At 65.0% G+C, this 20016-nt stretch carries 19 protein-coding genes; 17 read left to right on the forward strand and 2 right to left on the reverse strand.

All coding sequences use genetic code 11. From position 1 onward, the window contains the following. Nucleotides 1–61: 61 nt before the first annotated feature. The 8 genes from AC1DN9_RS26335 to AC1DN9_RS26370 all read left to right on the forward strand — a co-directional run bounded on the left by AC1DN9_RS26335 (nucleotide 62) and on the right by AC1DN9_RS26370 (nucleotide 9726). Nucleotides 62–2818, forward strand: a complete 2757-nt coding sequence (locus AC1DN9_RS26335) for a tannase/feruloyl esterase family alpha/beta hydrolase (RefSeq protein ID WP_478104886.1) — start codon at nucleotides 62–64, stop codon at nucleotides 2816–2818. Next, nucleotides 2815–4158 (forward strand): dicarboxylate/amino acid:cation symporter, encoded by a 1344-nt coding sequence (locus AC1DN9_RS26340; RefSeq protein WP_478104887.1) that lies wholly within the window; start codon nucleotides 2815–2817, stop codon nucleotides 4156–4158. Before AC1DN9_RS26335 ends, AC1DN9_RS26340 begins: the two co-directional genes overlap by 4 nt. An 8-nt stretch (nucleotides 4159–4166) precedes the next feature. Next, nucleotides 4167–5513: a hypothetical protein gene (locus AC1DN9_RS26345; RefSeq protein WP_478104888.1), complete on the forward strand. Its 1347-nt coding sequence runs from the start codon at nucleotides 4167–4169 to the stop codon at nucleotides 5511–5513. A gap of 351 nt (nucleotides 5514–5864) precedes the next feature. Continuing rightward, the gene (locus AC1DN9_RS26350) at nucleotides 5865–6953 is read left to right on the forward strand and encodes a hypothetical protein (RefSeq protein ID WP_478104890.1); all 1089 of its coding nucleotides are present in this window, start codon (nucleotides 5865–5867) and stop codon (nucleotides 6951–6953) included. 7 nt (nucleotides 6954–6960) lie between these two features. Then, nucleotides 6961–8307, forward strand: coding sequence for a hypothetical protein (locus tag AC1DN9_RS26355; RefSeq protein WP_478104891.1), 1347 nt, complete (start codon nucleotides 6961–6963; stop codon nucleotides 8305–8307). An 80-nt stretch (nucleotides 8308–8387) separates the two neighbouring features. Beyond that, nucleotides 8388–8789 (forward strand): COG4315 family predicted lipoprotein, encoded by a 402-nt coding sequence (locus AC1DN9_RS26360; protein WP_478104892.1) that lies wholly within the window; start codon nucleotides 8388–8390, stop codon nucleotides 8787–8789. 4 nt (nucleotides 8790–8793) lie between these two features. Then, on the forward strand, nucleotides 8794–9474 hold the full coding sequence (locus AC1DN9_RS26365) for a cupredoxin domain-containing protein (RefSeq protein WP_478104893.1): 681 nt from the start codon (nucleotides 8794–8796) through the stop codon (nucleotides 9472–9474). A gap of 60 nt (nucleotides 9475–9534) precedes the next feature. Then, nucleotides 9535–9726 (forward strand): hypothetical protein, encoded by a 192-nt coding sequence (locus AC1DN9_RS26370; protein ID WP_478104895.1) that lies wholly within the window; start codon nucleotides 9535–9537, stop codon nucleotides 9724–9726. Nucleotides 9727–9760: 34 nt separating this feature from the next. On the opposite strand, the gene AC1DN9_RS26375 is transcribed toward AC1DN9_RS26370, so the two are convergent. Further along, nucleotides 9761–10732: a LysR family transcriptional regulator gene (locus AC1DN9_RS26375; protein ID WP_478104896.1), complete on the reverse strand. Its 972-nt coding sequence runs from the start codon at nucleotides 10730–10732 to the stop codon at nucleotides 9761–9763. A gap of 73 nt (nucleotides 10733–10805) precedes the next feature. Between AC1DN9_RS26375 and AC1DN9_RS26380 the strand changes: the two genes are divergently transcribed. The 7 genes from AC1DN9_RS26380 to AC1DN9_RS26410 are packed head-to-tail and all read left to right on the forward strand — an operon-like array spanning nucleotide 10806 to nucleotide 17001. Next, a complete protein-coding gene (locus AC1DN9_RS26380; protein ID WP_478104898.1) occupies nucleotides 10806–11384 on the forward strand; it encodes a GAF domain-containing protein in 579 nt (192 codons plus the stop codon). A gap of 2 nt (nucleotides 11385–11386) precedes the next feature. After that, on the forward strand, nucleotides 11387–12988 hold the full coding sequence (locus AC1DN9_RS26385; protein WP_478104899.1) for an FAD-dependent monooxygenase: 1602 nt from the start codon (nucleotides 11387–11389) through the stop codon (nucleotides 12986–12988). Between the two features lie 4 nt (nucleotides 12989–12992). Next, nucleotides 12993–13400 (forward strand): VOC family protein, encoded by a 408-nt coding sequence (locus AC1DN9_RS26390; RefSeq protein ID WP_478104901.1) that lies wholly within the window; start codon nucleotides 12993–12995, stop codon nucleotides 13398–13400. Further along, the gene (locus tag AC1DN9_RS26395; RefSeq protein WP_478104902.1) at nucleotides 13397–14188 is read left to right on the forward strand and encodes an alpha/beta fold hydrolase; all 792 of its coding nucleotides are present in this window, start codon (nucleotides 13397–13399) and stop codon (nucleotides 14186–14188) included. Before AC1DN9_RS26390 ends, AC1DN9_RS26395 begins: the two co-directional genes overlap by 4 nt. Further along, nucleotides 14185–14973, forward strand: coding sequence for an ABC transporter ATP-binding protein (locus AC1DN9_RS26400; RefSeq protein WP_478104903.1), 789 nt, complete (start codon nucleotides 14185–14187; stop codon nucleotides 14971–14973). Before AC1DN9_RS26395 ends, AC1DN9_RS26400 begins: the two co-directional genes overlap by 4 nt. A gap of 12 nt (nucleotides 14974–14985) precedes the next feature. After that, nucleotides 14986–15855, forward strand: a complete 870-nt coding sequence (locus AC1DN9_RS26405; protein WP_478104905.1) for an ABC transporter permease — start codon at nucleotides 14986–14988, stop codon at nucleotides 15853–15855. Nucleotides 15856–15900: 45 nt separating this feature from the next. Then, nucleotides 15901–17001, forward strand: coding sequence for an ABC transporter substrate-binding protein (locus AC1DN9_RS26410; RefSeq protein ID WP_478104906.1), 1101 nt, complete (start codon nucleotides 15901–15903; stop codon nucleotides 16999–17001). Here the strand turns inward: AC1DN9_RS26410 and AC1DN9_RS26415 are convergent. After that, nucleotides 16946–17554, reverse strand: coding sequence for a methylated-DNA--[protein]-cysteine S-methyltransferase (locus tag AC1DN9_RS26415; RefSeq protein WP_478104907.1), 609 nt, complete (start codon nucleotides 17552–17554; stop codon nucleotides 16946–16948). The genes AC1DN9_RS26410 and AC1DN9_RS26415 overlap by 56 nt on opposite strands. A gap of 207 nt (nucleotides 17555–17761) precedes the next feature. Here AC1DN9_RS26415 and AC1DN9_RS26420 point away from each other — a divergent pair, with 207 nt between their 5' ends. Together AC1DN9_RS26420 and AC1DN9_RS26425 are read left to right on the forward strand one after the other, a co-directional pair. Beyond that, nucleotides 17762–18211, forward strand: a complete 450-nt coding sequence (locus AC1DN9_RS26420) for an ester cyclase (protein WP_478104909.1) — start codon at nucleotides 17762–17764, stop codon at nucleotides 18209–18211. Nucleotides 18212–18270: 59 nt separating this feature from the next. Then, the gene (locus AC1DN9_RS26425) at nucleotides 18271–20001 is read left to right on the forward strand and encodes an OPT/YSL family transporter (RefSeq protein WP_478104910.1); all 1731 of its coding nucleotides are present in this window, start codon (nucleotides 18271–18273) and stop codon (nucleotides 19999–20001) included. The last annotated feature ends 15 nt before the right edge of the window (nucleotides 20002–20016 follow it).

Here is a 20016-nt window from a genome sequence, read left to right on the forward strand (position 1 = left end):
ATCTTCGGCCCGCCCTACTTTCAAAGAGGCCCTGCGAGGCCTCGCGCCGGAGACACACACCATGCGCCTTTCTTCGTCCTTTCATTCGACGCGCCGTGCCAGCGCGCTGCTCTGCATCCTCGGCCTGTCCGCGGTGCTCGCGGCCTGTGGCGGCGGTGGCAACGGCAACGGCAACGGCAACGGCTTCGCGATGCTGCCGCCGAGCGGCACGACCCCGCCGCCCGCGGGCGGCTCCGAGCCGGACGCGCCGGACGAGCCGGTCACGCCGCCCGATACGCCCGTCGTGCCGGCTGCGAGTTGCGCCTCGCTCGCGGGCATGGCCATCGGCGCCGGCCCGATCGGCCTGCCGACACAGGGCGCCACCGTCACCGGCGCCACCACCATCGCGGCTGCCGATGCCGGCAACGTGTCGGGTGACTACTGCCAGGTGCGCGGCACCATCCAACCGGTAGACCCGCAGGCACCGGCGATCAATTTCGCGGTCAATCTGCCGGACGCATGGAACCGCAAGGTGATCCACTTCGGCGGTGGCGGCTTCGACGGCGTCCTGATCGACGGCACCGAGCCCGTGCGATTCGGCCCGCCTGACAAGCCGACGCCGCTGGCGCTCGGCTACGCCACCTTCGGCGACGACAGCGGCCACCAGAGCAGCAGCATCACTGACGGCAAGTTCGCCGCCAACGACGAGGCGCTGGCCAACTACGGCGGCCAGTCGCTCAAGAAGACGCACGACGTGGCAATGCTGCTGGTGAAGGCGCGCTACGGCGTCGCACCGGCCAAGGCCTACTTCCTCGGCACCTCGACCGGCGGACGCGATGCGCTGCTGCACATCCAGCGCTGGCCGAACGACTACGACGGCGTGATCGCCAACGAGCCGGCGCTCAACTACACCGGCACGCGGCTGTCGAACGTCGCGGTCGGCCGCGCGCTGTATGCCAACGGCGGCGTGGGCTGGGTCAACCTCGCCAAGACGCTGCTGGTGCAGAAGACGGTGCTGGCCGCCTGCGACAAGCTCGACGGCGCGGCCGACGGCATCGTCAGCAATGTCGAGAGCTGCCGCCAGCTCAACGCGCAGATCCTCGCCTCGCTGCGCTGCGCGGGCGGCGCCGACAACGGCGACACCTGCCTGTCGGATCCGCAGCTCGCCACCATCCGCGCGATCGAGTCGCCGCTGGTGTTCACGAACTACACGCTGGCCAACGGCGTGACGCGCGCCGGCGGCTACAACCTGCTCGAAGGCGCGCTGGTGGCGGGGCCCTTCACCTCGCGCGACCTCGGCACGCGCGCGGTGCCGGGCAATCCGGCCAGCACGTCCGATGCCAACATGTACGTCACCGGCGACCAATGGGCCAAGTACTTCGTGACGCGCAACGCGGCCTTCGACACGCTCACGCTCGATCCCCTGGACCCGGGCGCCTACACCGCGCGCGTGGCCGCGGTCTCGGCCATCACTGATGCGACCAATTCCGACCTCACGCCCTTCCTCGCGCACGGCGGGCGGCTGATCATGATGCAGGGTCTGGCCGACGAGGTGATCAGCAACAACTCGACCATCGACTACTACAACCGCCTCATCGCGACGATGGGCCAGGCTGCGGTCGACAAGGGCATCCGCTTCTACACCGTGCCGGGCATGGGCCATGGGACGGGCGTCTTCATCCCGGCCTGGGACTCGCTCGCGGCGCTGGAGAACTGGGTCGAGCACGGTCTCGCGCCCGCGACCGGCGTGGTCTCCGACAGCGTGGCCGGCACCTACGGCCGCACCCGGCCGCTGTGCCAGTTTCCTGCCTGGCCCAAGTTCAAGGGCAGCGGCAGCATGGATGCGGCGGTCAACTACAGCTGCGTGCAGGAAGTCGGCGACCCGCTCGCCTGCCCGAACCTGCCGGCGAGCGCGACGACCTACAAGGGCGGCGACCTGTTCGGCGAGGAGCTCAGCCTGGCGGTCGACCCGGGCACGCTGCACTACACCGTCACCATCGACGCGAGCCTGCAGCGCGCGGCCGGCACGCAGCGCAGCGGCACGCTGGTGTCCCACGGCAACTGCAACTATGCGAGCGGCGAGAACGGCGCCAGCTTCACCTTCGGCGCGGGCGGCGCCGTGCAGGGCGGCGTCGCCGCGCCGTCGGGTGCGAGCTTCGTACCGCTGATCGCGTTCCAGAACACCTTCCAGAACGCGTCGACGCCGGCCGTGTTCAATCCGGTGGCGAACATCTTCAACGTAGTGGGCGTGCAGTACGGCAGCGCCGGCGCCGCCAGCGCCTACACGGCCTCGTCGCGCGTGCGCAATGCGGGCACCTTCCAGTCCTGCCAGGACCCGATCAGCGGCGGCTTCATCACCTACGACGCCAACTGCACATCGACCACCAAGGGCTACCTCAGCTACAACAGCGCGCGCAACGCCTTCGACATGCTGGCCACCTCGCCGACCGGCGGCGCGACGACCACCGGCGGCACGCCGAGCGGTTCGGCCATCTTCGGCCAGGTCGGCGCGGTCACGGTGCCGATCGTGCTGGTGCGCGAATCGGCCACCAGCTACGGCATGCGCCTCTATGCGCCGCAGACGACGCTGAGCCCGGGCACGGCCGACGGCCACTTCGTCACCATCGACAACGACGGCGGCCAGTCGGAGGCCACGGTCAGCGGCAGCAGCTTCAATCTCGGCGGCGCGAGCGGCACGCTGGCCTACGACAACCCCGTGCTCGGCGTGGTGCAGAGCGTCGGCGCAAGCGCGGGCAACTTCATCTACAACGCCGGCATGCTGGGCTTCGTTCCCGCCAGCGGCACCGGCGCCGTCCTTCAACTCGGAGTCCGCAATTGACCACGTCCCTTTCAGCGCCCGCGCGCAAACTGCCGCTCTACCGCTCCCTCTACGCCCAGGTGATCACCGCGGTGATCATCGGCGTGCTGGTGGGGCACTTCCATCCCTCGGTGGGTGAGTCCATGAAGCCGCTCGGCGACGCCTTCATCAAGGTCATCAAGATGATGATCGCGCCCATCATCTTCTGCACCGTCGTGGTCGGTATCGCCGGCATGGAGGACATGAAGAAGGTCGGCAAGACCGGTGGGTTGGCCCTGTTGTACTTCGAAGTCATGAGCACGATCGCCCTGATCGTGGGGCTCGTGATGGTCAACCTCCTGAAGCCAGGCGCCGGCATGAACGTCGACCCCGCCAGCATCGACACCCACGCCATCGCTGCCTACACCGGCCCGGGCAAGATGCAGGGCACCGTCGACTTCCTCATGAACATCATCCCCAACACCCTGGTTGACGCTTTCGCCAAGGGCGAGATCCTGCAGGTGTTGCTGATCGCGGTGCTCTTCGGCTTTGCGCTGCACCGCTTCGGCGGGCGCGGCACCCTGGTCTTCGACGTCATCGAGAAGGGCTCGCACGTGCTCTTCACCATCGTCAACTACATCATGAAGCTGGCCCCCATCGGCGCCTTCGGCGCCATGGCCTTCACCATCGGCAAGTACGGCATCGGCTCGCTGTTCTCGCTGGGCAAGCTCATGGGAACCTTCTACCTGACCTGCCTGTTGTTCATCTTCGTGATCCTGGGGCTGGTGGCGCGCCTCCATGGGTTCAGCATCTGGAAGTTCATCAAGTACATCAAGGAGGAACTGCTGATCGTGCTGGGCACCTCCTCCTCGGAATCGGTGCTGCCGCGCATGATGGAGAAGATGGAGAACCTGGGGGCGAGGAAGACCTGCGTGGGGCTGGTGATCCCCACGGGCTACTCGTTCAATCTAGACGGCACGTCGATCTATTTGACGATGGCGGCGGTGTTCATCGCGCAGGCCACCAACACGCCGATGACCCTCATGCAGGAGATCACGCTGCTGGCGGTGCTGGTGCTGACCTCCAAGGGGGCGGCGGGGGTGACGGGCAGCGGCTTCATCGTGCTGGCGGCGACGCTCTCGGCGGTGGGGCACGTGCCGGTGGCGGGGCTGGCGCTGATCCTGGGGATCGACCGGTTCATGTCGGAGGCGCGGGCGTTGACGAACCTGATCGGCAATGGGGTGGCCACGATCGTGGTGGCCAAATGGACGAACGAACTGGACGAGGAGCGCCTGCGGGCGGGGCTGAACAACGAAAACTGGATCGAGGCGCAGGAGCCCGAGGCGCTTGTCAACGCAAAGACCGCGCACGTCGCAAGCTGAGGCAGAGAGTGAACACCGCCCATTTCATCGCGCGCCTCGGCTGCGCCCTGTCGCTGGCTGCTTTCGCCGCGAGCGTTCCGGCGCAGCCCGCCACGCAGCCGCAGACCGCGACCTGCCCCGCCACCGTCCCGGCCGACGCGCACTGCTACAACGGCCGCGACCGCGAAGGCGCGTTCTACTGGATCGCGATTCCCGCGCAATGGAACCACGTGCTGGTCATGCATGCGCATGGCGGCCCCGAGGTCGACGCGCCGACGCTCAAGCGCGGCGCCGAGGATCTGAAGCGCTGGTCCGTCATGGTGAAGGCCGGCTACGCATGGGCCGGTTCGACCTACCGGCGCGGCGGCTACGGTGTGACCATGGCGGCCGAGGACACGGAACGTCTGCGCCGCCTGTTCGTGCGGCGTTTCGGCCAGCCCGAGCGAACTATCCTGCACGGCCAGAGCTATGGCGGCGGCGTCGCGTCCAAGGCGGCGGAACTCTACGGCCCGGTTCCCGGCGAGCGGCCCGCCTATGACGGCGTGCTGCTGACCAGCGGCGTGCTCGGCGGCGGCGGCAACGCCTATGACTTCCGGCTCGACCTGCGCGTGATCTACCAGTACGTCTGCCACAACCATCCGCGGCCCGACGAGCCGCAGTACCCACTGTGGCAAGGCCTGCCGCTCGATTCGAAACTCACGCGCGCCGAGCTGGTCGCGCGCGTCAAGGAATGCACCGGGGTCGGCCTGCCGGCCGCGCAGCGCACGCCCGAGCAGCAGGCGCATCTGAAGACCATCCTGTCGGTGGTGCACATTCCGGAGCGCACTCTGGTCTCTCACCTCAACTGGGCCACCTGGCTGTTCCAGGATCTGACGCAGAAGCGCCTGGGCAACCGCAATCCCTTCGGCAATGCGCACGTCGTCTACAGCGGTTCGAGCGACGATGCGGCGCTCAATGCCGGCGTGCTGCGCTACAAGGCCGATCCGCAGGCCGTCGGCGCCTTGGCGGCCGACAGCCGTCCGAGCGGCCGGCTCCGGCTGCCGGTGCTGACGCTGCATGCGATCCACGACCCGACCGCGTTCGTCGAACTCGAAAGCGCCTACCGCGAGATCGTCGACAGCGCGGGCGCCTCGCAATGGCTGGTGCAGACCTTCGCCGACGAGGCCGAGCACAGCTATCTGAGCGATGCCGAATATCCCGCGCTGATGCGAGCGCTGCTCGACTGGGTCGAGCTCGGCGAGCGCCCGACGCCACAAAAGGTGGCGCAGCTGTGCACGCAGACGGAGCCCGCATTCGGCAAGGGCTGCCACCTGCGGCCCGAGTACCGAAGTGCGCCGCTCGCGACACGCGTGCCGGCCGCAGGGCGGGACGACTGAGAGAGTGGAACCGTCACCACGAGCGCGAAGCTCGATGGCTTCGGCGGGATTCGAAACTCAGGAATGCCTGGAGCCCGAAACGACGGTCAGGAACGATTGAAGCGTCGGGTTGTTGTCGGACTGTCGCCAGACCAGAGAGGCTTGCCGGCAGGCATCGTGCTGACTAGCGACTCGCGCATGAAGACCAACGCACAGCCCATTGAGGACGCGCGCAGCAAAAGCCCCGAAGTGCACATTCCGGTCGCCCTTGACAATCGGCCAAGTACCCAAAAATCGCTTTTCAGATAAGTCTCATTGAAGCACCGATCACGAGAAAGGACGCTATGAAAATTCTATAAATCGGAAAAGAAGATGAATACTGTTGCGCGTTGGTTGTTCTCGATCGTCTTTTTTTGCATGGCCAATTTGAGTAGCGCCGCCAATTTGCCATCAGGCTGGACGTTATCCCCAGGTCAAGGCGTCTACTCGGATGATGGTCGATATTTGCTGACGATGCAGAGCGATGGCAACCTTGTGTATTACAGGACTTCCGATTGGGCCGTACGCTGGTATACCAACACAGCAGGTCTTCCGGGAACCACACTCACCATGCAGGGCGACGGGAATGCGGTGACGTACTACACACCCCCAGTGATTCTTCCCGGTAAAGGTGGTGTACCTCAGTACCAAAAAGAGACCCCCGCAACTTATGCTACGTGGTGGTCCAACACCAGCGGGTTCCCGGGCGCAATACTGACCGCAGAAAATAATGGCGATTTGGTCGTGTACCACAACGGGCAAGCCCTCTGGAGCATTGGAGACGATCCCGCAACACGCCCGCCGCCGCCAGTACCGGAGCCTCAATTCATGGGGGACGCCGTAGGCCGTGAAATGGAAAGCAATATGCCGTATTCCTTTCTCGGGCACATTGGCTTTTTTGATGGAGGCAATATCTATGAGGTGCTTAACGATGGGGCACCCAATGCCGCCGCCTACAATTCGGTTGATGAATTTAAAAGGAGGGCTTTCAATGGATATTGGGGCGGGGCTTCACCTAGTATTCCAGATTATTTTGTTTGGGGTTGCTATAAGCCGTCCTGCAGAGATGGTAACGACAATCAAACGCTTGCGGCGCGCTGGATGATGGTATTGCGCGCCAATCAAATTTGGCAAATAGGCGTCGATTACACGTACATCACCTATTACACTCGCGCCGAACCGAATTCTCGGAACCATCAACCCATACGGGGCGTCTATCGCTGCGACACATACGTGTTGGATGTCTATGCAGACAACGGAATTATATCGGACGCGAATGGCACTGAGTTGTCGGTGGATGCAATTTTCAATTGGCCGGCGCTTGCTCGATGGATTAACTTCAGGGCGAATGATTTGAATGGAAATCTCAGCCTCGTTACTCCGTTAACTATTTTCAATAAATTGAAGAGCTTCACCGGTTGAAATGCAAATGAAACTAAAAACAATTTGTTGGATTGTCGGCGTCGGAGGTGCTCTTGTGGTAGGTGCGATGATCGCCTATGCGTTTCCTTCGGAATCGGAGCAATTGAATTCCATTGACTCTACGATATCGAGGAGTGCTATCGCGGGCGCTTCCGAATCGGTCACCAAAACAGACGGTGCGGCCGAATACATGGCAAACCTTGCCATTACCAGATCAAGAATCGATGAGAAGCACCCGCTGGCTTTATACACACCGAAGCCCGGTATCGATGGGCGCAATGCGTTGGACGAGATCTATTTCAATGGTTTACCTGCAACCGCGCAATCAGTTGATGCAATAAAAGCTCTTCTGAAGAGAGGGCAATTAAGTCGGGATGAAAAACTTCCTTTGATCCGCATGCTTGAGGGTCTTCACAATCGGGACAATTCCACTGGCGAGAACAGCGATATTGAATTGGAGTTGAGGGCACTCGCCGCCGACTCAGACAAGCAAGTAGCCGGACGGGCCGCTATCGGCCTCTCCCGCTTGGGATATCTGCCTGGAACGGAGTCTGTTCTCAAAGAAGCCTTTGGCAAGGGTGTTCTTCAGCAGGATGACTACTACGGTGAGCTTGCCCATCTCATCCCGACCTCGCCTCCAGACAAGCAAAAGGAATTTTTGGCAGAAATTAAAGCATCGTCGAACAAATACGCGTCCGCTATTCTTTCCTCCGCACTGAATTCTGGCGCAGATGTCAATGCCGCACCTTTTCTCAAAACTTCTGAAGACATGGCGGCGCTGTTGCGCGAGACAGAACCGCAATTCCCATCGGCGGTCGGTCAATTCAGTTTGGGAGTAGCCGTTCAATACACGGAATGGATGCAGGCAAGCGCGGCTATCGAGAACGCGAACACTGGTCGCAGCGTAGACGACATCATCGTTGCCAAATTGAGCGAGCCCGGAACCGATCCACGCAAGGTCATGGGCTATCTTGCGTCTCCGCAGGCTGCGCCACTACTGGCCTCCGCAACGCCGGATTCGCCCGTTCAGAATCTTGTGACGCTCGCCGAGCGCAACGCCAATCAGAACCCTTCCAATCCCAACATGACCATGGTCGTGCAGGAGATTCGAGGACGCATGACTAACCCGCCACCTCCCATTCCGAAGCCCGTATTCACGCCGCCCACAGGCCCGGTAATGCCTCCAACGCTAGCACCTCAAGCGCCTCAGTCCATGCCTCAGCGCGGGGGTGTCGATGCCGCCCGAGGCCTCCATCTCCGCAATGTGCGACGACGTGAGGGACGTCTGATTGATGCCTCTTTCCATGCCGGCTCTCGACGCGACCTCCGGCAAACGAAAGCATTCCGCTCGTGACAAATTACGCAGCGACAAGACTGTATCCAAATGTTTAATACGTGGCGAACTCCCCCTCGCGATCACAAAGGAGCCACTTCGTGCGTATTGCAGCTGCCAGTCTCGCCTTCGTCCTGACCTTTCTCACCGGTTGCGCGACGCATGCGCCGACCGCCGTCAAGGAAGTCTCTTCCGTGAAGCTTCTCAACGGCATGCTTGTCAACGACAAGGGGTTCACTCTCTATACCTTCGACAAGGACGCACCGAACAGCGGCCGCTCGGTCTGCTACGGCAACTGTGCCGTGACGTGGCCGCCGGTCATTGCCCCCGAAGGCGCCAAGCCGAGCGGCAGCCTGTCGATGATCACCCGTGACGACGGTGGCAAGCAGTGGGCCTTCAAGGGTCAACCGCTCTACACCTGGCCCGAGGACCAGGAGCCCGGCGACGTCTACGGCGACAACTACGACAACGTCTGGCACGTCATCAAGACGAGCCAGCTCTGATCACATGCGCAACCCTTCATCCTTGCGCATGCCGGGCGTGCGCAGTTCAGTCGTCGCGTTGGCCGGCGCCCTTCTTTGCGCGCTCTGTGCGGCGACGCCTCTGCAGGTCAGCGTCCTCGACAAGGACGGACAACCCGTCGTCGATGCGGTGGTCGTCGTGGTCACCGCTTCGAAGGCCGCACCGTCCCGGCCGCTGCCCAAGGAAGTGACGATCAGCCAGGAAAGGATGCGCTTCGTGCCGGCCGTGAGCCTGGTCGCCCCCGGTGCCAAGGCGCACTTCGTCAACAACGACCCGTGGGAGCACCATGTGCGCGCTTCCGCCGCCGGCGTTGCGCAGTTCGATGTGGGTCCGGGGGGCGGCTTCGAGCTGATGATCGCAGGCAAGCCAGAGGGCAAGCCCGGCAAGGTCGCTGATGCCACCTTCGACAAGGCCGGCGCCGTGCTGCTCGGCTGTCACCTGCACAGCTCGATGCGCGGGCATGTCTACGTGAGCGACTCGCCCTGGGCGGCGCTGACGGGCCCGGACGGCATCGCCGCGCTCGATGTCCCGGAGGGCGCCGCGTCGATCAAGGTGTGGCACGCGGACCAGCTCATCGACATCGCGCCGCTCCAGGTGATGCTCGACGACGCACCTGCGAAGGCCACTCTGCAACTCAACGTGGTGCCGCGGCGCAAGCGGATCTGAGGCTGGGACATACCCGTAGGGATCGGTGATAGGAATTAATCCGGGTAAAATGCTGCCCCCATGACCGATACCCAACTCACCCAGGATGGCCTGCGCTATGTCAAGAAGGCGCCAGGCTCCATCATCACCACGCCCCGCGCCGAATCCATGATGTCTTGCTTCAAGTGCGGCAAGTTCGTCATTCGCACTTCGATGACGTCGCGCCGATTCCTCGGCAAGAACCATCTGGTCTGCGCGCCCAAGTGCTCATAGGTGGCGAACGCCGCCGCTGAATCGCGCCGACGCGTTATCCAGCCCTGCGCTGCATGCCCCGCGCGACATTCCTCACCACCGTCCTGAGGGACTGCACCATCGGGTGCTCATCCAATTCCTTGAGCGTGAAGAAACTCACCGGCGGCAAGTTCCAGCTCAGGCGATGGGGTAGCGCCGCGCAGTTTCCTGCCTGCTCCATCTCGGCCACGACGTCGCGGGCCAGGATGGAGATCGCGTTCGGCTCCGTCCGCAGCACCGTCTCCATGCTGCGGATCGACGTCGTCTCCAGCATCGGGACCGGGGGTTGCACGCCGGCGCCCACGAAGATGGCGTTGTAGGTCCTGCGCATGGGCGTGTTCGGCGGCGGCAGGATCCAGTCGAGTTGCGCCAATCGCGCCCAGTCCAGCGGCCCGCGGGACAAACGCTTCAAGCTCTTGGCGGCCACCACCAGGCAAGGCGCCTGCTCGTAGATCGCCTCCTGCACGAGGCCTGTCGCATCGCCGTCATAAGAGCGTCCGATGGCGCAATCGAGTTCGCGCGCGATGAGTCCGGCGACGAGTTCGTCGGTCGTGCCTTCGCGCGTCATCACCGCCATGCGCGGGCTTCGATCCAGCAAATGGGTGAGCGCTGCGGACAGCAGTTGTTGGGGCACCTGTTGCGTCAGGCCCAGGCGCAGGCGCCCGCTGCGGCCAGCTTCGAGCGAGGTGAGGACGCGCGTGGTGGCTTCCAGTTCCGCAAGCCAACGCCGCGCGTAGTGCAGCACCGCGTCACCTGAAGGTGTGGGCACTAGGCCGCGGCTCGTGCGTTCGAAGAGTCGGCTGCCGAAGATGTCCTCCGCTTCGCGCAAGGCCTTGGTGATGGCCGGCTGGCTCAACCGCATCTCGGCGGCCACGCGGCCAAGCGTGCGATGGCGGTCGATGGCCTGCAGCAGCGACAACTGCCGCAGCTTCAGGCGAGAGAGCAGCGCGTGCTGCAGGTCGGCGGCGGGGTCGCGGGCGGTCGGCAAGCCATAACTCCATGGTTATCGGTCCATCAGAATTTAATGCATTTCGGTGAATTGAGGCGCCTAGACTTTCTCCATGCCCTCCGCGACGACAGCCACCGAATCGATCTCCACGGTCTTCACGGCCAAGCTCCTCGATGGGCTCGAAGCAGCGCGCAATGCCGACGCCGCCATGCGCGAGGTCGACCGCTGCCGAACCCTCATCGCCGGCGACAGCGTGTTCAGCATCCAGCAGAACGTGACGACCGAACGCGACCCCGTCGACGAGATCCGGCTGCGCCGCTTCTATTCATCGGTGTCGGAGCACTATCCGGTGAACGGCGCCAAGCGCAAGACGCTCACGCCGTGGACCGAGTGCCTCTTCATACAGGGCCGCGTTTTCGTCGGCGAGGGCGAGGAGACGCTGGCAAGCCATTTCGACGACTTCGACCAGATGCGTCCCTACGGCCTGCGCAGCGTGATCAACGTGCCGCTGCTCCACGGGAACCTCTGCTACGCCACCTTCAACGTCTTCGGCACCCGGGCGCACTGGCTGCCGCAGGAGGTCCTCGGCATCCGCCTGCTGGCCCTCGCCGCGGCGCGCTGGGTGCCGCGCGCAATCGGCCTGTCGTACCGCTTCGCGGGCGCATCCCTTACCCATCCTCTGGAGGCTTGACCATGCAAAGCAAAGTACCTGTCGTGATCGTCGGCGGCGGCCCGGTGGGCCTTTCGATGGGGATCCTGCTGCAGCGCTTCGGCATCGACTTCGTGCTGCTCGAACGCAGCCCGACGACCACGACCCACCCCAAGGCGCGGGGCACCTACACGCGGACGATGGAGATCTTTCGCCAGTGGGGCATCGACGGCCTGATGAAGCGCCATGCGCTGCCGGACGGCGCCGACTTCTTCTCCTTCTGCGAGTCGATGACGGGCCACGAATGGGGCCGCACCACCCCGGAGCCCAACGTGGGCCACTCGCCGTGCTGGAAGATCATCCAGTCGCAGGACACGGTGGAGACGGAGCTGCTGGACCATGCACGCAAGAGCGAAGTCGGCCGCTTCCTGTTCGGCCACGAGTTCCTGCACTACGACGAGGGCGGCAGCGGCATTGCGGTGACCGGCCGCAAGCTCGACACCGGCGAGACCATGACCTGGCACGCGCAGTACCTGATTGCCGCGGACGGCGCCACGAGCGCTGTGCGCCGCCAGGCCGACATCGAGATGCGCGGACCCGCCACGCTGGCCGTGATGGCCAACGAATTCTGGCAGGCCGACCTCTCCCACGTGCGCGACGCGGCCACCTGCGCCGGCTGGCGCGTGTATGCCAAGGATTCGCCCTACCCGATCACGACCGTGCTCAACACCAACGGCAAGGACCGATGGCTGAACCTCCTGCCGGTGGGACGCGAGGTGGACGAACGCATCGGCGAACGCAACGATGACGAAGTGGTGCAACTCGCCCGCACTATCTCGGGCGTTCCCAACCTCGATGTGAAGGTGATCAATCGCTCGGTGTGGCGCATGAGCCGCCAGGTGGCCGCGAGCTTTCGCAAGGGGCGCGTCTTGCTCGTGGGCGACTCGGCGCATCGCTTTCCGCCGAACGGCGGCTACGGCATGAACTCCGGCATCCAGGACGCGCACAACCTCGCATGGAAGCTGGCCTTCGTCATCACAGGTCGCGCCAGCGCGCGCCTGCTGGACAGCTACGAGAGCGAACGCCGCCCCGTGGCGGAATCGAACGCCGACTTCAGCCTGCACAACGCGACGCGCTTCATCCAGTGCGACGAGGCCCTGCGCTCCGGCAACCCGGACCGCATCGACTTCTGGATCCGCGACAGCGACAACCACATCCACAGCATCGGGCAGTCGCTGGGCTTTTGCTACGAGGATGGTGCTGTCATCCCAGACGGCACGGGCAAGCATGTGATGCGCGCGCGCTGCTACGAGCCGAGCGACCGGCCGGGCATGCGCTTTCCGCACCTGTGGCTGGACCTGGCGCGGCGCCACACCACGCTCGACTGGTTCGACAAGGACTTCGTGCTGGTGGCGGGGCCGAAGGCGGATGGATGGATGGAGGCAGCGAGTGCTGTGTCCGGCAAGAACGGACGCACGGTGCAGGCTCACCAGTTGGACGACTCGCACGAGAAGGACGGCCTGCTGCTCGGCCTGCGCGGTGCGGTGCTCGTGCGGCCTGACGGGCATGTGGCGTTCCGCATGCCATGGACGCCATCGGATCCGGCCGCCGAGCTGTCGGCCGCGCTCGCCCGACTACTGGACTGATGCCATGCCCGTCACCGCACTCCACCACTACACGATCCGGTGCACGCCGGACGAGTTGCCGCCGCTGGTCGATTTCTACACGCGCGTGATGCGCCTGCAAGTCGGCGCCCGGCCTGAAATCCCTGCACCCGGTGCATGGCTGTACGCGGACGGCCAGCCGATCGTGCACCTGTATGCGCATCTGTCGGCGCCCGACGCCGCAACCCAGCCGGTGACCGGCCCCCTGGACCACATCTCGTTCCGCTCGCGCGGCCTGAAGGAGATGCGCGAGCACCTCGGTGCGATGGGCGTGCCGTTTGCAGAGGCGCCGATTCCGGGATGGGATATCCATCAGTTGTTCCTCCACGATCCACGCGGGCTGAAGATCGAGATGACCTTCTGGATGGGCCAGGAAGAAGGGAACGCGACATGACCGACTTCATTCAGGCCGGCGAAGTGCGTGTCGCCTTCGAGCGCCAAGGCCGGGGCCCAGCGCTGGTGCTGATGCACGGCGCGGAGGCCTCGCGCCAGATGTTCGCCGCGCTGGTGCCACATCTCGCGAAGCACTTCACCGTGCTCACGTACGACCAGCGCGATTGCGGCGACACGCAGGCACCCGAGCGCGCGTCGACGCTGGCGGACCTGGCGAACGACGCTCACCAGTTCATCAGGGCGATGGGGTTCAAGCGCGCGCATGTGTTCGGCTCGTCCTTCGGCGGACGCGTGGCGCAGGCCCTGGCGCTGCTGTATCCGAAGTCGATCGATCACCTCGTGCTCGCGAGCACCTGGCCGCTGCCGCGCCCGTACGAAGAGCTGTGCCCGGACGCACACCGACTGGCCGAGTTGCGGCAGGGCCTGCCCGGCACGGCGGAAGAGCTGGCGACATGGTTCTTCCCCGAAGCCTTTCTTGCGCAGCGTCCGGAACTGCGTCGCGTCTTCACGAATGCCCGGCCGGTGTCGGCTCGCGCCGCGCGGCGATCAGCCACGGTGGCTACGACGCTGGACCACGGCGTTGCGGACATCGTGGCACCCACCCTCGTGCTGGCCGGCGAGCTGGATCGCGTGGTGCCGCCCAGCGTGACGCTGGCCATGGCGGGGCGCATCCGCGGTGCCGATGCCGTCCTGCTGCCATCCATCGGCCACGTGACGGCCATGCAGGCGCCGGAAGTGCTCGCCCATCACATGGTTCGTTTCCTGAGCCCCGCGGGAGTCAAGGCATGAACACGACGAATGGCAGACCCGACTACATCCGCATCGCAGGACTCTCCAAGACATTCGGCGGCGGCAACGACGGCGTGCTTGCGCTCAAGGAGATCGACTGCACGATCCGCCAGGGAAGCTTCGTCACCATCGTCGGCCCCAGCGGCTGCGGCAAGAGCACGCTGCTGCGCATCCTGGCCGGACTGCTCGACTATGAAGTCGGCAGCGTGCTGCTCGACGGCCAACCCGTTCGCGGCACGCGGCGCGATGTGGGCGTGGTGTTCCAGAGCTCCATCCTGCTGCCGTGGCGCACCATCATCGAGAACGTGATGCTGCCGGCCGAAGTGCTCGGCCTGGACAGGAAAGTGGCACGCGAACGCGCCATGCAATTGCTGCACATGGTCCGCCTCGAGGGCTTCGAGCACAAGCTGCCGCGCCAGTTGAGCGGCGGCATGCAACAGCGCGCCTCCATCGCGCGCGCCCTGCTGCACGACCCCAAGATCCTGCTGATGGACGAGCCCTTTGGCGCGCTGGACGCGATGACGCGCGAGCGCATGAACCTCGAACTGCAGCGCATCTGGATGGAAAGCGGAAAGACCGTGGTGCTGATCACGCACTCGATCCCCGAGGCCGTGTTCCTGGGCGACCAGGTGTTCGTGATGTCGCCTCGCCCCGGCACGCTGGAACGCGTGCTGCCCATCGACCTGCCACGACCACGGACGATGGAAGCGATGTCGCATCCGGTCTTCGCATCGGCGGCCGCTTCGATTCGCGAGCGCTTCTCGCATGCCGCTTCGTTCGATTGAAAGGGTGCTGCCATGACCACTGCCACGTTGACTTCCGATTCCACCGGCGTCAGGCCCGCGAAGCCGCCGCGCCCGCGCCGTGCCAACCCGCTGGCGTCCACCCGAGTGCAATCCATCCTGCTGCTGGTCACCTTGCTCGGCGCGTGGGAGGCGGCGGTGCGGCTGTTCAAGGTGCCCCAGCACCTGGTCCCGCCGGTCAGCGACATCGCGGTCGCACTCTGGCGTGGCCTGGCCACGGGACCGTTGGCCAAGGACGGCTTCTGGTACCACGGCGGCGTCACGCTTGCGGAGATCCTGCTGGGCTTCCTGATCGGCAGCGGCGTCGGCCTGGCGATCGGCATCGTGGTGTCGCAGATGCCCAAGGTGGAGGCACTGCTGGAACCCTACGTGGCGGCGCTGCAGAGCGTGCCCAAGGTGGCGGTGGCGCCGATCATCGTGGTGTGGCTCGGCTTTGGCATCGGCTCCAAGGTGATGATCATCTGCCTGCTGACCTTCTTCCCGGTGCTGGTCACCAGCATCGCGGGCTTCAAGGCGGTGGACCCGGACCGCATCGACCTGCTGCGCTCGCTGTCCGCCACGCCCTGGCAGATCTTCCGCAAGGCCAAGTTCCCGAGCGCCCTGCCCTACGTCTTCGCGGGTCTCAACATGGCCGCGGCCTTCAGCGTCGTGGGCGCCGTGGTGGGCGAATTCGTCGGCGCGCAGGCGGGCCTCGGCGTGCTGATCCTGCAGATGGAAGCGCAGGCCGACACCGGCGGCAGCTTCGCAGTGTGCGTCGTTCTCTCGGTGATCGGCATCGCGCTGACGGTGTTGCTGCGCCGCATTCAACGGCGGGTGCTGCACTGGATGCCCGCCGACACCTCGCAGCGCACGGTGAATGTCTAGATTTTTCTCGAACATCGCCGGCGTGATGCCGGCAAGGAGCGGACCATGTTGACACGACGTGATTTCGGATTGGGCATCGGCGCCCTGGGTCTCGTGGGCGGCGGCTTGCCTGCCATGGCACAGAACCTGCGCGTGATGAAGGTGGCGAACACTGCCGCGGTCAACGACCCGCAGCAGTGCTTCGTGACCGCGGGGCAGTACCCGAAGCTCGACTTCTACAAGCCCGGCGGCGTGGATGTGGAGTACGTGAACATGTCGAGCATGACCCAGGCGCTGCAAAGCCTGCGCGCCGGTCATGTGGATTTCGGGCCAGCCGTGCCCGGCATCCTGCTGCCGGCGATGGCCAAGGACCCGACGCTGGACCTCGTGAGCGTGTACAAGTGGCTGCCCCGCAATGCCAACGTGATCGTGGTGAAGCCGGGCAGCCCGATCAAGACGGCGGCGGACCTGGCGGGCAAGCGCATCGGCGTGCGCAGCCAGGGCGACACCGGGATCGTGATCACCCGGACCATGCTCGCCGAACTCGGCCTGAAGGACGACAAGTGCGAATACATCGCCATCGGCGACGGCGCGCCGGCCGGCGCGGCGATCGACAACGACCGTGTCGATGCAATGGTGGCCTTCGACACGGCCGCGGCCCGCATCGAACTGGTGGGCACGCCGCTGCGCTACGTGCCGCTGACGCCGAAGTTTGCGCAGGTGGGTTCGGGCTGGATCTGCGTGCCGCGCAAACTTCTCAAGGACGAGCACAAGAACCTGGTGGCGCTGTTTCGCGGCATCGCCAAGTCCACCATCTTCGCGAACAGCAACCTCGACGCCGCCATCGACCTGCACTGGGCCGTGTACCCCGAGAGCCGACCGAAGGGCCGCAGCGAGGAAGAAGCACGCAAGGAGCTGTCGTTCATCCTGAAGGACCGCAAGAACAGCTGGATGCGCCGCCCCGACGATCCGGACCAGCGCATGGGCGCATCGACGCCGGCCGAGTGGAAGGCCAACATCGAGATGGCCGCCGAAAGCAGCAAGAACCCGAAGCTGGGCGAAGAACTGGGCGATCCGAATCGTCTGTTCACGAACGAACTGATCGACGAGGTCAATGCCTTCGACAAGCAGGCCGTGGTGGAGATGGCGAAGTCGTTCCGGTTGTAGGTCGGGCGGCCTGCTGCCTACCGGTCTGCGGGGCGGCAGGGCGAGTCTCGATGGCTTTCTCGTGCTCCAGCAGCCACCGCTTGCGGTGCAGCCCCCATGCATAGCCCTTGAGGTCGCCGCCCGCGCCAAGAACGCGGTGACATGGCACGATGATGGCGATCGGATTCGCGCCCACCGCCGAACCCGCGTCAACAGCCGCACGCCAGTCATCGATGCCCATCGCCTTGCCGACTGACCCATAGGTCGTCGTCTGCCCTGCGGGAATGCGGCGCAGCGCTGCCCATGCGCTTTCCTGCTGCTCGGTACCGGCCGTCGCCACTTCGATGTTGCCGAGCGCGTCCAGTTGCCCGACGAAGTACTGCTGCAGTGCTTCGGCCACGGCTTTCGGTGCCGGTCCTTCGATCAGTTCATACGTGCCGTACTGCTCGCGCAGGTTGCGATGCATGCGCGAACGCCGTTCCGCGAATTCCAGCGCACGGACATGACCGCGTTCGTCGGCGGCAAGCAGCATCGCACCCAAGGGCGACGTCAGGTCACTCAGGATCATCTTCATGGTCGTTCCTCGCTCACCAGGCTTTGGGCAAGGTGAAGTTGGTGTTGCAGTGATCACAGCTTAGGAACGCAAGGGGGTTGGGTCACTCCGGTCCTTGCGATCGATATCGCGTTGCCCGTGTGAGTTCAAGCGCAAGAAACGGATCGTTCTTCGCGGACATGTTCACTACGCTCCCTTCATCACCCACTCTCAAGAAGGAGCACTCTCATGTCCATCGAGCAAGACAACAAGGCCATCGTCGGCCGCTGGTTCACCAGTTTCTGGGGCAAGACCTGCGATCTCGGCATCGTCGATGAAATCGCTGCGTCCGACATGCTCTTGCAGTACTCGCTGCACGAGCCGCGTCGTGGCCGGGAGGCCATCAAGGCCTTCATGACGGACTTCCGCAAGGCGTTTCCCGATCTCGACTTCTGGGGCGCTGCGGACCTGATCGCGGAAGGTGACTACGTGGTCGGACGGTGGGAAGGCGGCGGTACGCACACGGGTCCCGCGTTCGACGACTTCCTGGTCGGCGGACTGCCGGCGGCCACGGGTCGGAAGATGCACTTCACCGGAACGACGGTACTGCGCCTGAAGGACGGAAAGATTGTCGAGGAGATTGGTCTGGACGACGGCGTGAAGGCGTTGACCCAACTCGGCCTCTTGAAGGCCGCCTGAAGCGAGGGCAAGGCAGAGTCTCCGACGACGCGGACGAGAGTGCGAGATCATTCGCGTCCATGCACCCACACCAAGGCCCCCGCTGGCGCTGGTTACCCGTCGAGGGCAGCTGGCGATACCACCTGCTCCTGGCCGGGACGGGCATGTTCATTCTGGGGCCGCTGGCCGGCGTGACCGCGGCCTACATGAACTTCTCGCTCGGCTTCTTTGTGGGCGGGCAGGTGCTGGCGGGCCTGCTCGGCTCCGCCGTCACCGCGGGCTACGGTGCGCCGGGGCGCCACGGCGCCAACTACATCCAGACCGCCGCCGCCTCGGTGGCCAGCATGAGCGGTATGGGCGTGCTGCTCCAGGCCATGGCGTGGATGGGCCTGGCGCAGCCGCCGGCCTGGCAGATGGTGCTGTATCTCGCCTGCGTCGGCATGTTCGGCGTCGGCGTGGGCATGCTTTACACGCCGGTGCTCGTGGACAGGATGCGTCTGGCCTTTCCTTCCGGGCTGGCGGTCGCCAACATTCTGCGGGCGCTGACCGACCCCGCGCTCTTGCGGCGCTCGGTGCGGCAACTCGGAGGCGGCATCACTGTCGGATTGGTGACGGGCCTGGCTTCGGCCCGCGTGCCGCTGCTGGGCGCCATCGGCCTGTCCGCATCCACTTTCGGCGCGGGGCTCGTGATCGGCGCGCGCATCGGCATTCCCGCGGTCATCGGGGGTCTGATCGGTGTCGTATTGCAGCCGTACTTCGTCTCGATCGGCTGGTTGCAGCCGGGCGACCCTCCGCGCAAGATCATGTTCCTCATTGCCTTGGGCACGATCATGGGCGCTGCGCTGGTGGACATGGCGCTGATCTTCGCGCGAGCCCTTCCGCGCGCGCGACTTCAGGCTGCACGCGATGCCCAGCCGCCGGTCGTCGACGATTGGCGCCGCATCAACAGCACGCGCCTCATTCGGTGGGTGCTTTTCTGGGCCGGCGCCACGGTGGCCTGCGGCCATTGGCTGTTGGGACAGCCGCTCTTCTTTCTCGTCGTGGCAGTGGCACTGGTCTTTCTCTTTGCGCTGGTCAACGGCATCTCGGTGGGCGTCAGCGACTCCAATCCGATCTCCTCCGCCTTCGTCGTGACGATCGTCATCCTTGCCGCCCTGGGCTTGCGCGACCCCGGCGTGGGCCTGATGGCCGGCGCGGTGCTGCTGGTGGCGACCAGCGTGGCCTGCGACATGCAGCAGGACCGCTCCACCGGCTGGCGGCTCGGCACCCCGCGCGTGATGCAGTTCCGCTACCAGGTGCTGGGCATCGTCGTGGGCGCCACGCTGGCGGTGGTCTTCGCGCGACTGTTCATGGCGGCTTATCCGGTGCTGTTGCTGGACCAGACGGTGCTGAAGGCCGACCAGCAGCCGGCCGAGTGGAGCTCGGCCATGACGTACAAGTTCGTCGGCGTGCTGCGAAGCCTGACCAATGACCTGCCGTTCCAGCGCACCGCGATCGGCGTGGGCATTGCAGCTGGCTTGGCCGTGGAGGTACTGCGCAAATGGCTGCGACCGCGCAGCTTCGTGCTCGACGCCATCGTGTTGCCTTCGCCCTATGCGCTTTCATTCGGCGGCTTCGTCAACCTGCCGACATCGCTGTGGCTCGGTGCGGGCGGCGTCGCCGGCAGCCTGTGGACGGCACGCGCGCCCGCGCGGCGCGATGTGCCGGAGGACATGAGCAGCGCTTCGCTGTTCGGCGGAGGGTTGATCGCCGGCGATGCGTTGGCGGCGGTGGGAATCGGCGTTGTCAGCTTGCTGGCGGTGTTGACTTAGGGCGCCGGCGCTGCC

Source organism: Variovorax sp. 05L425 (assembly GCF_056397705.1).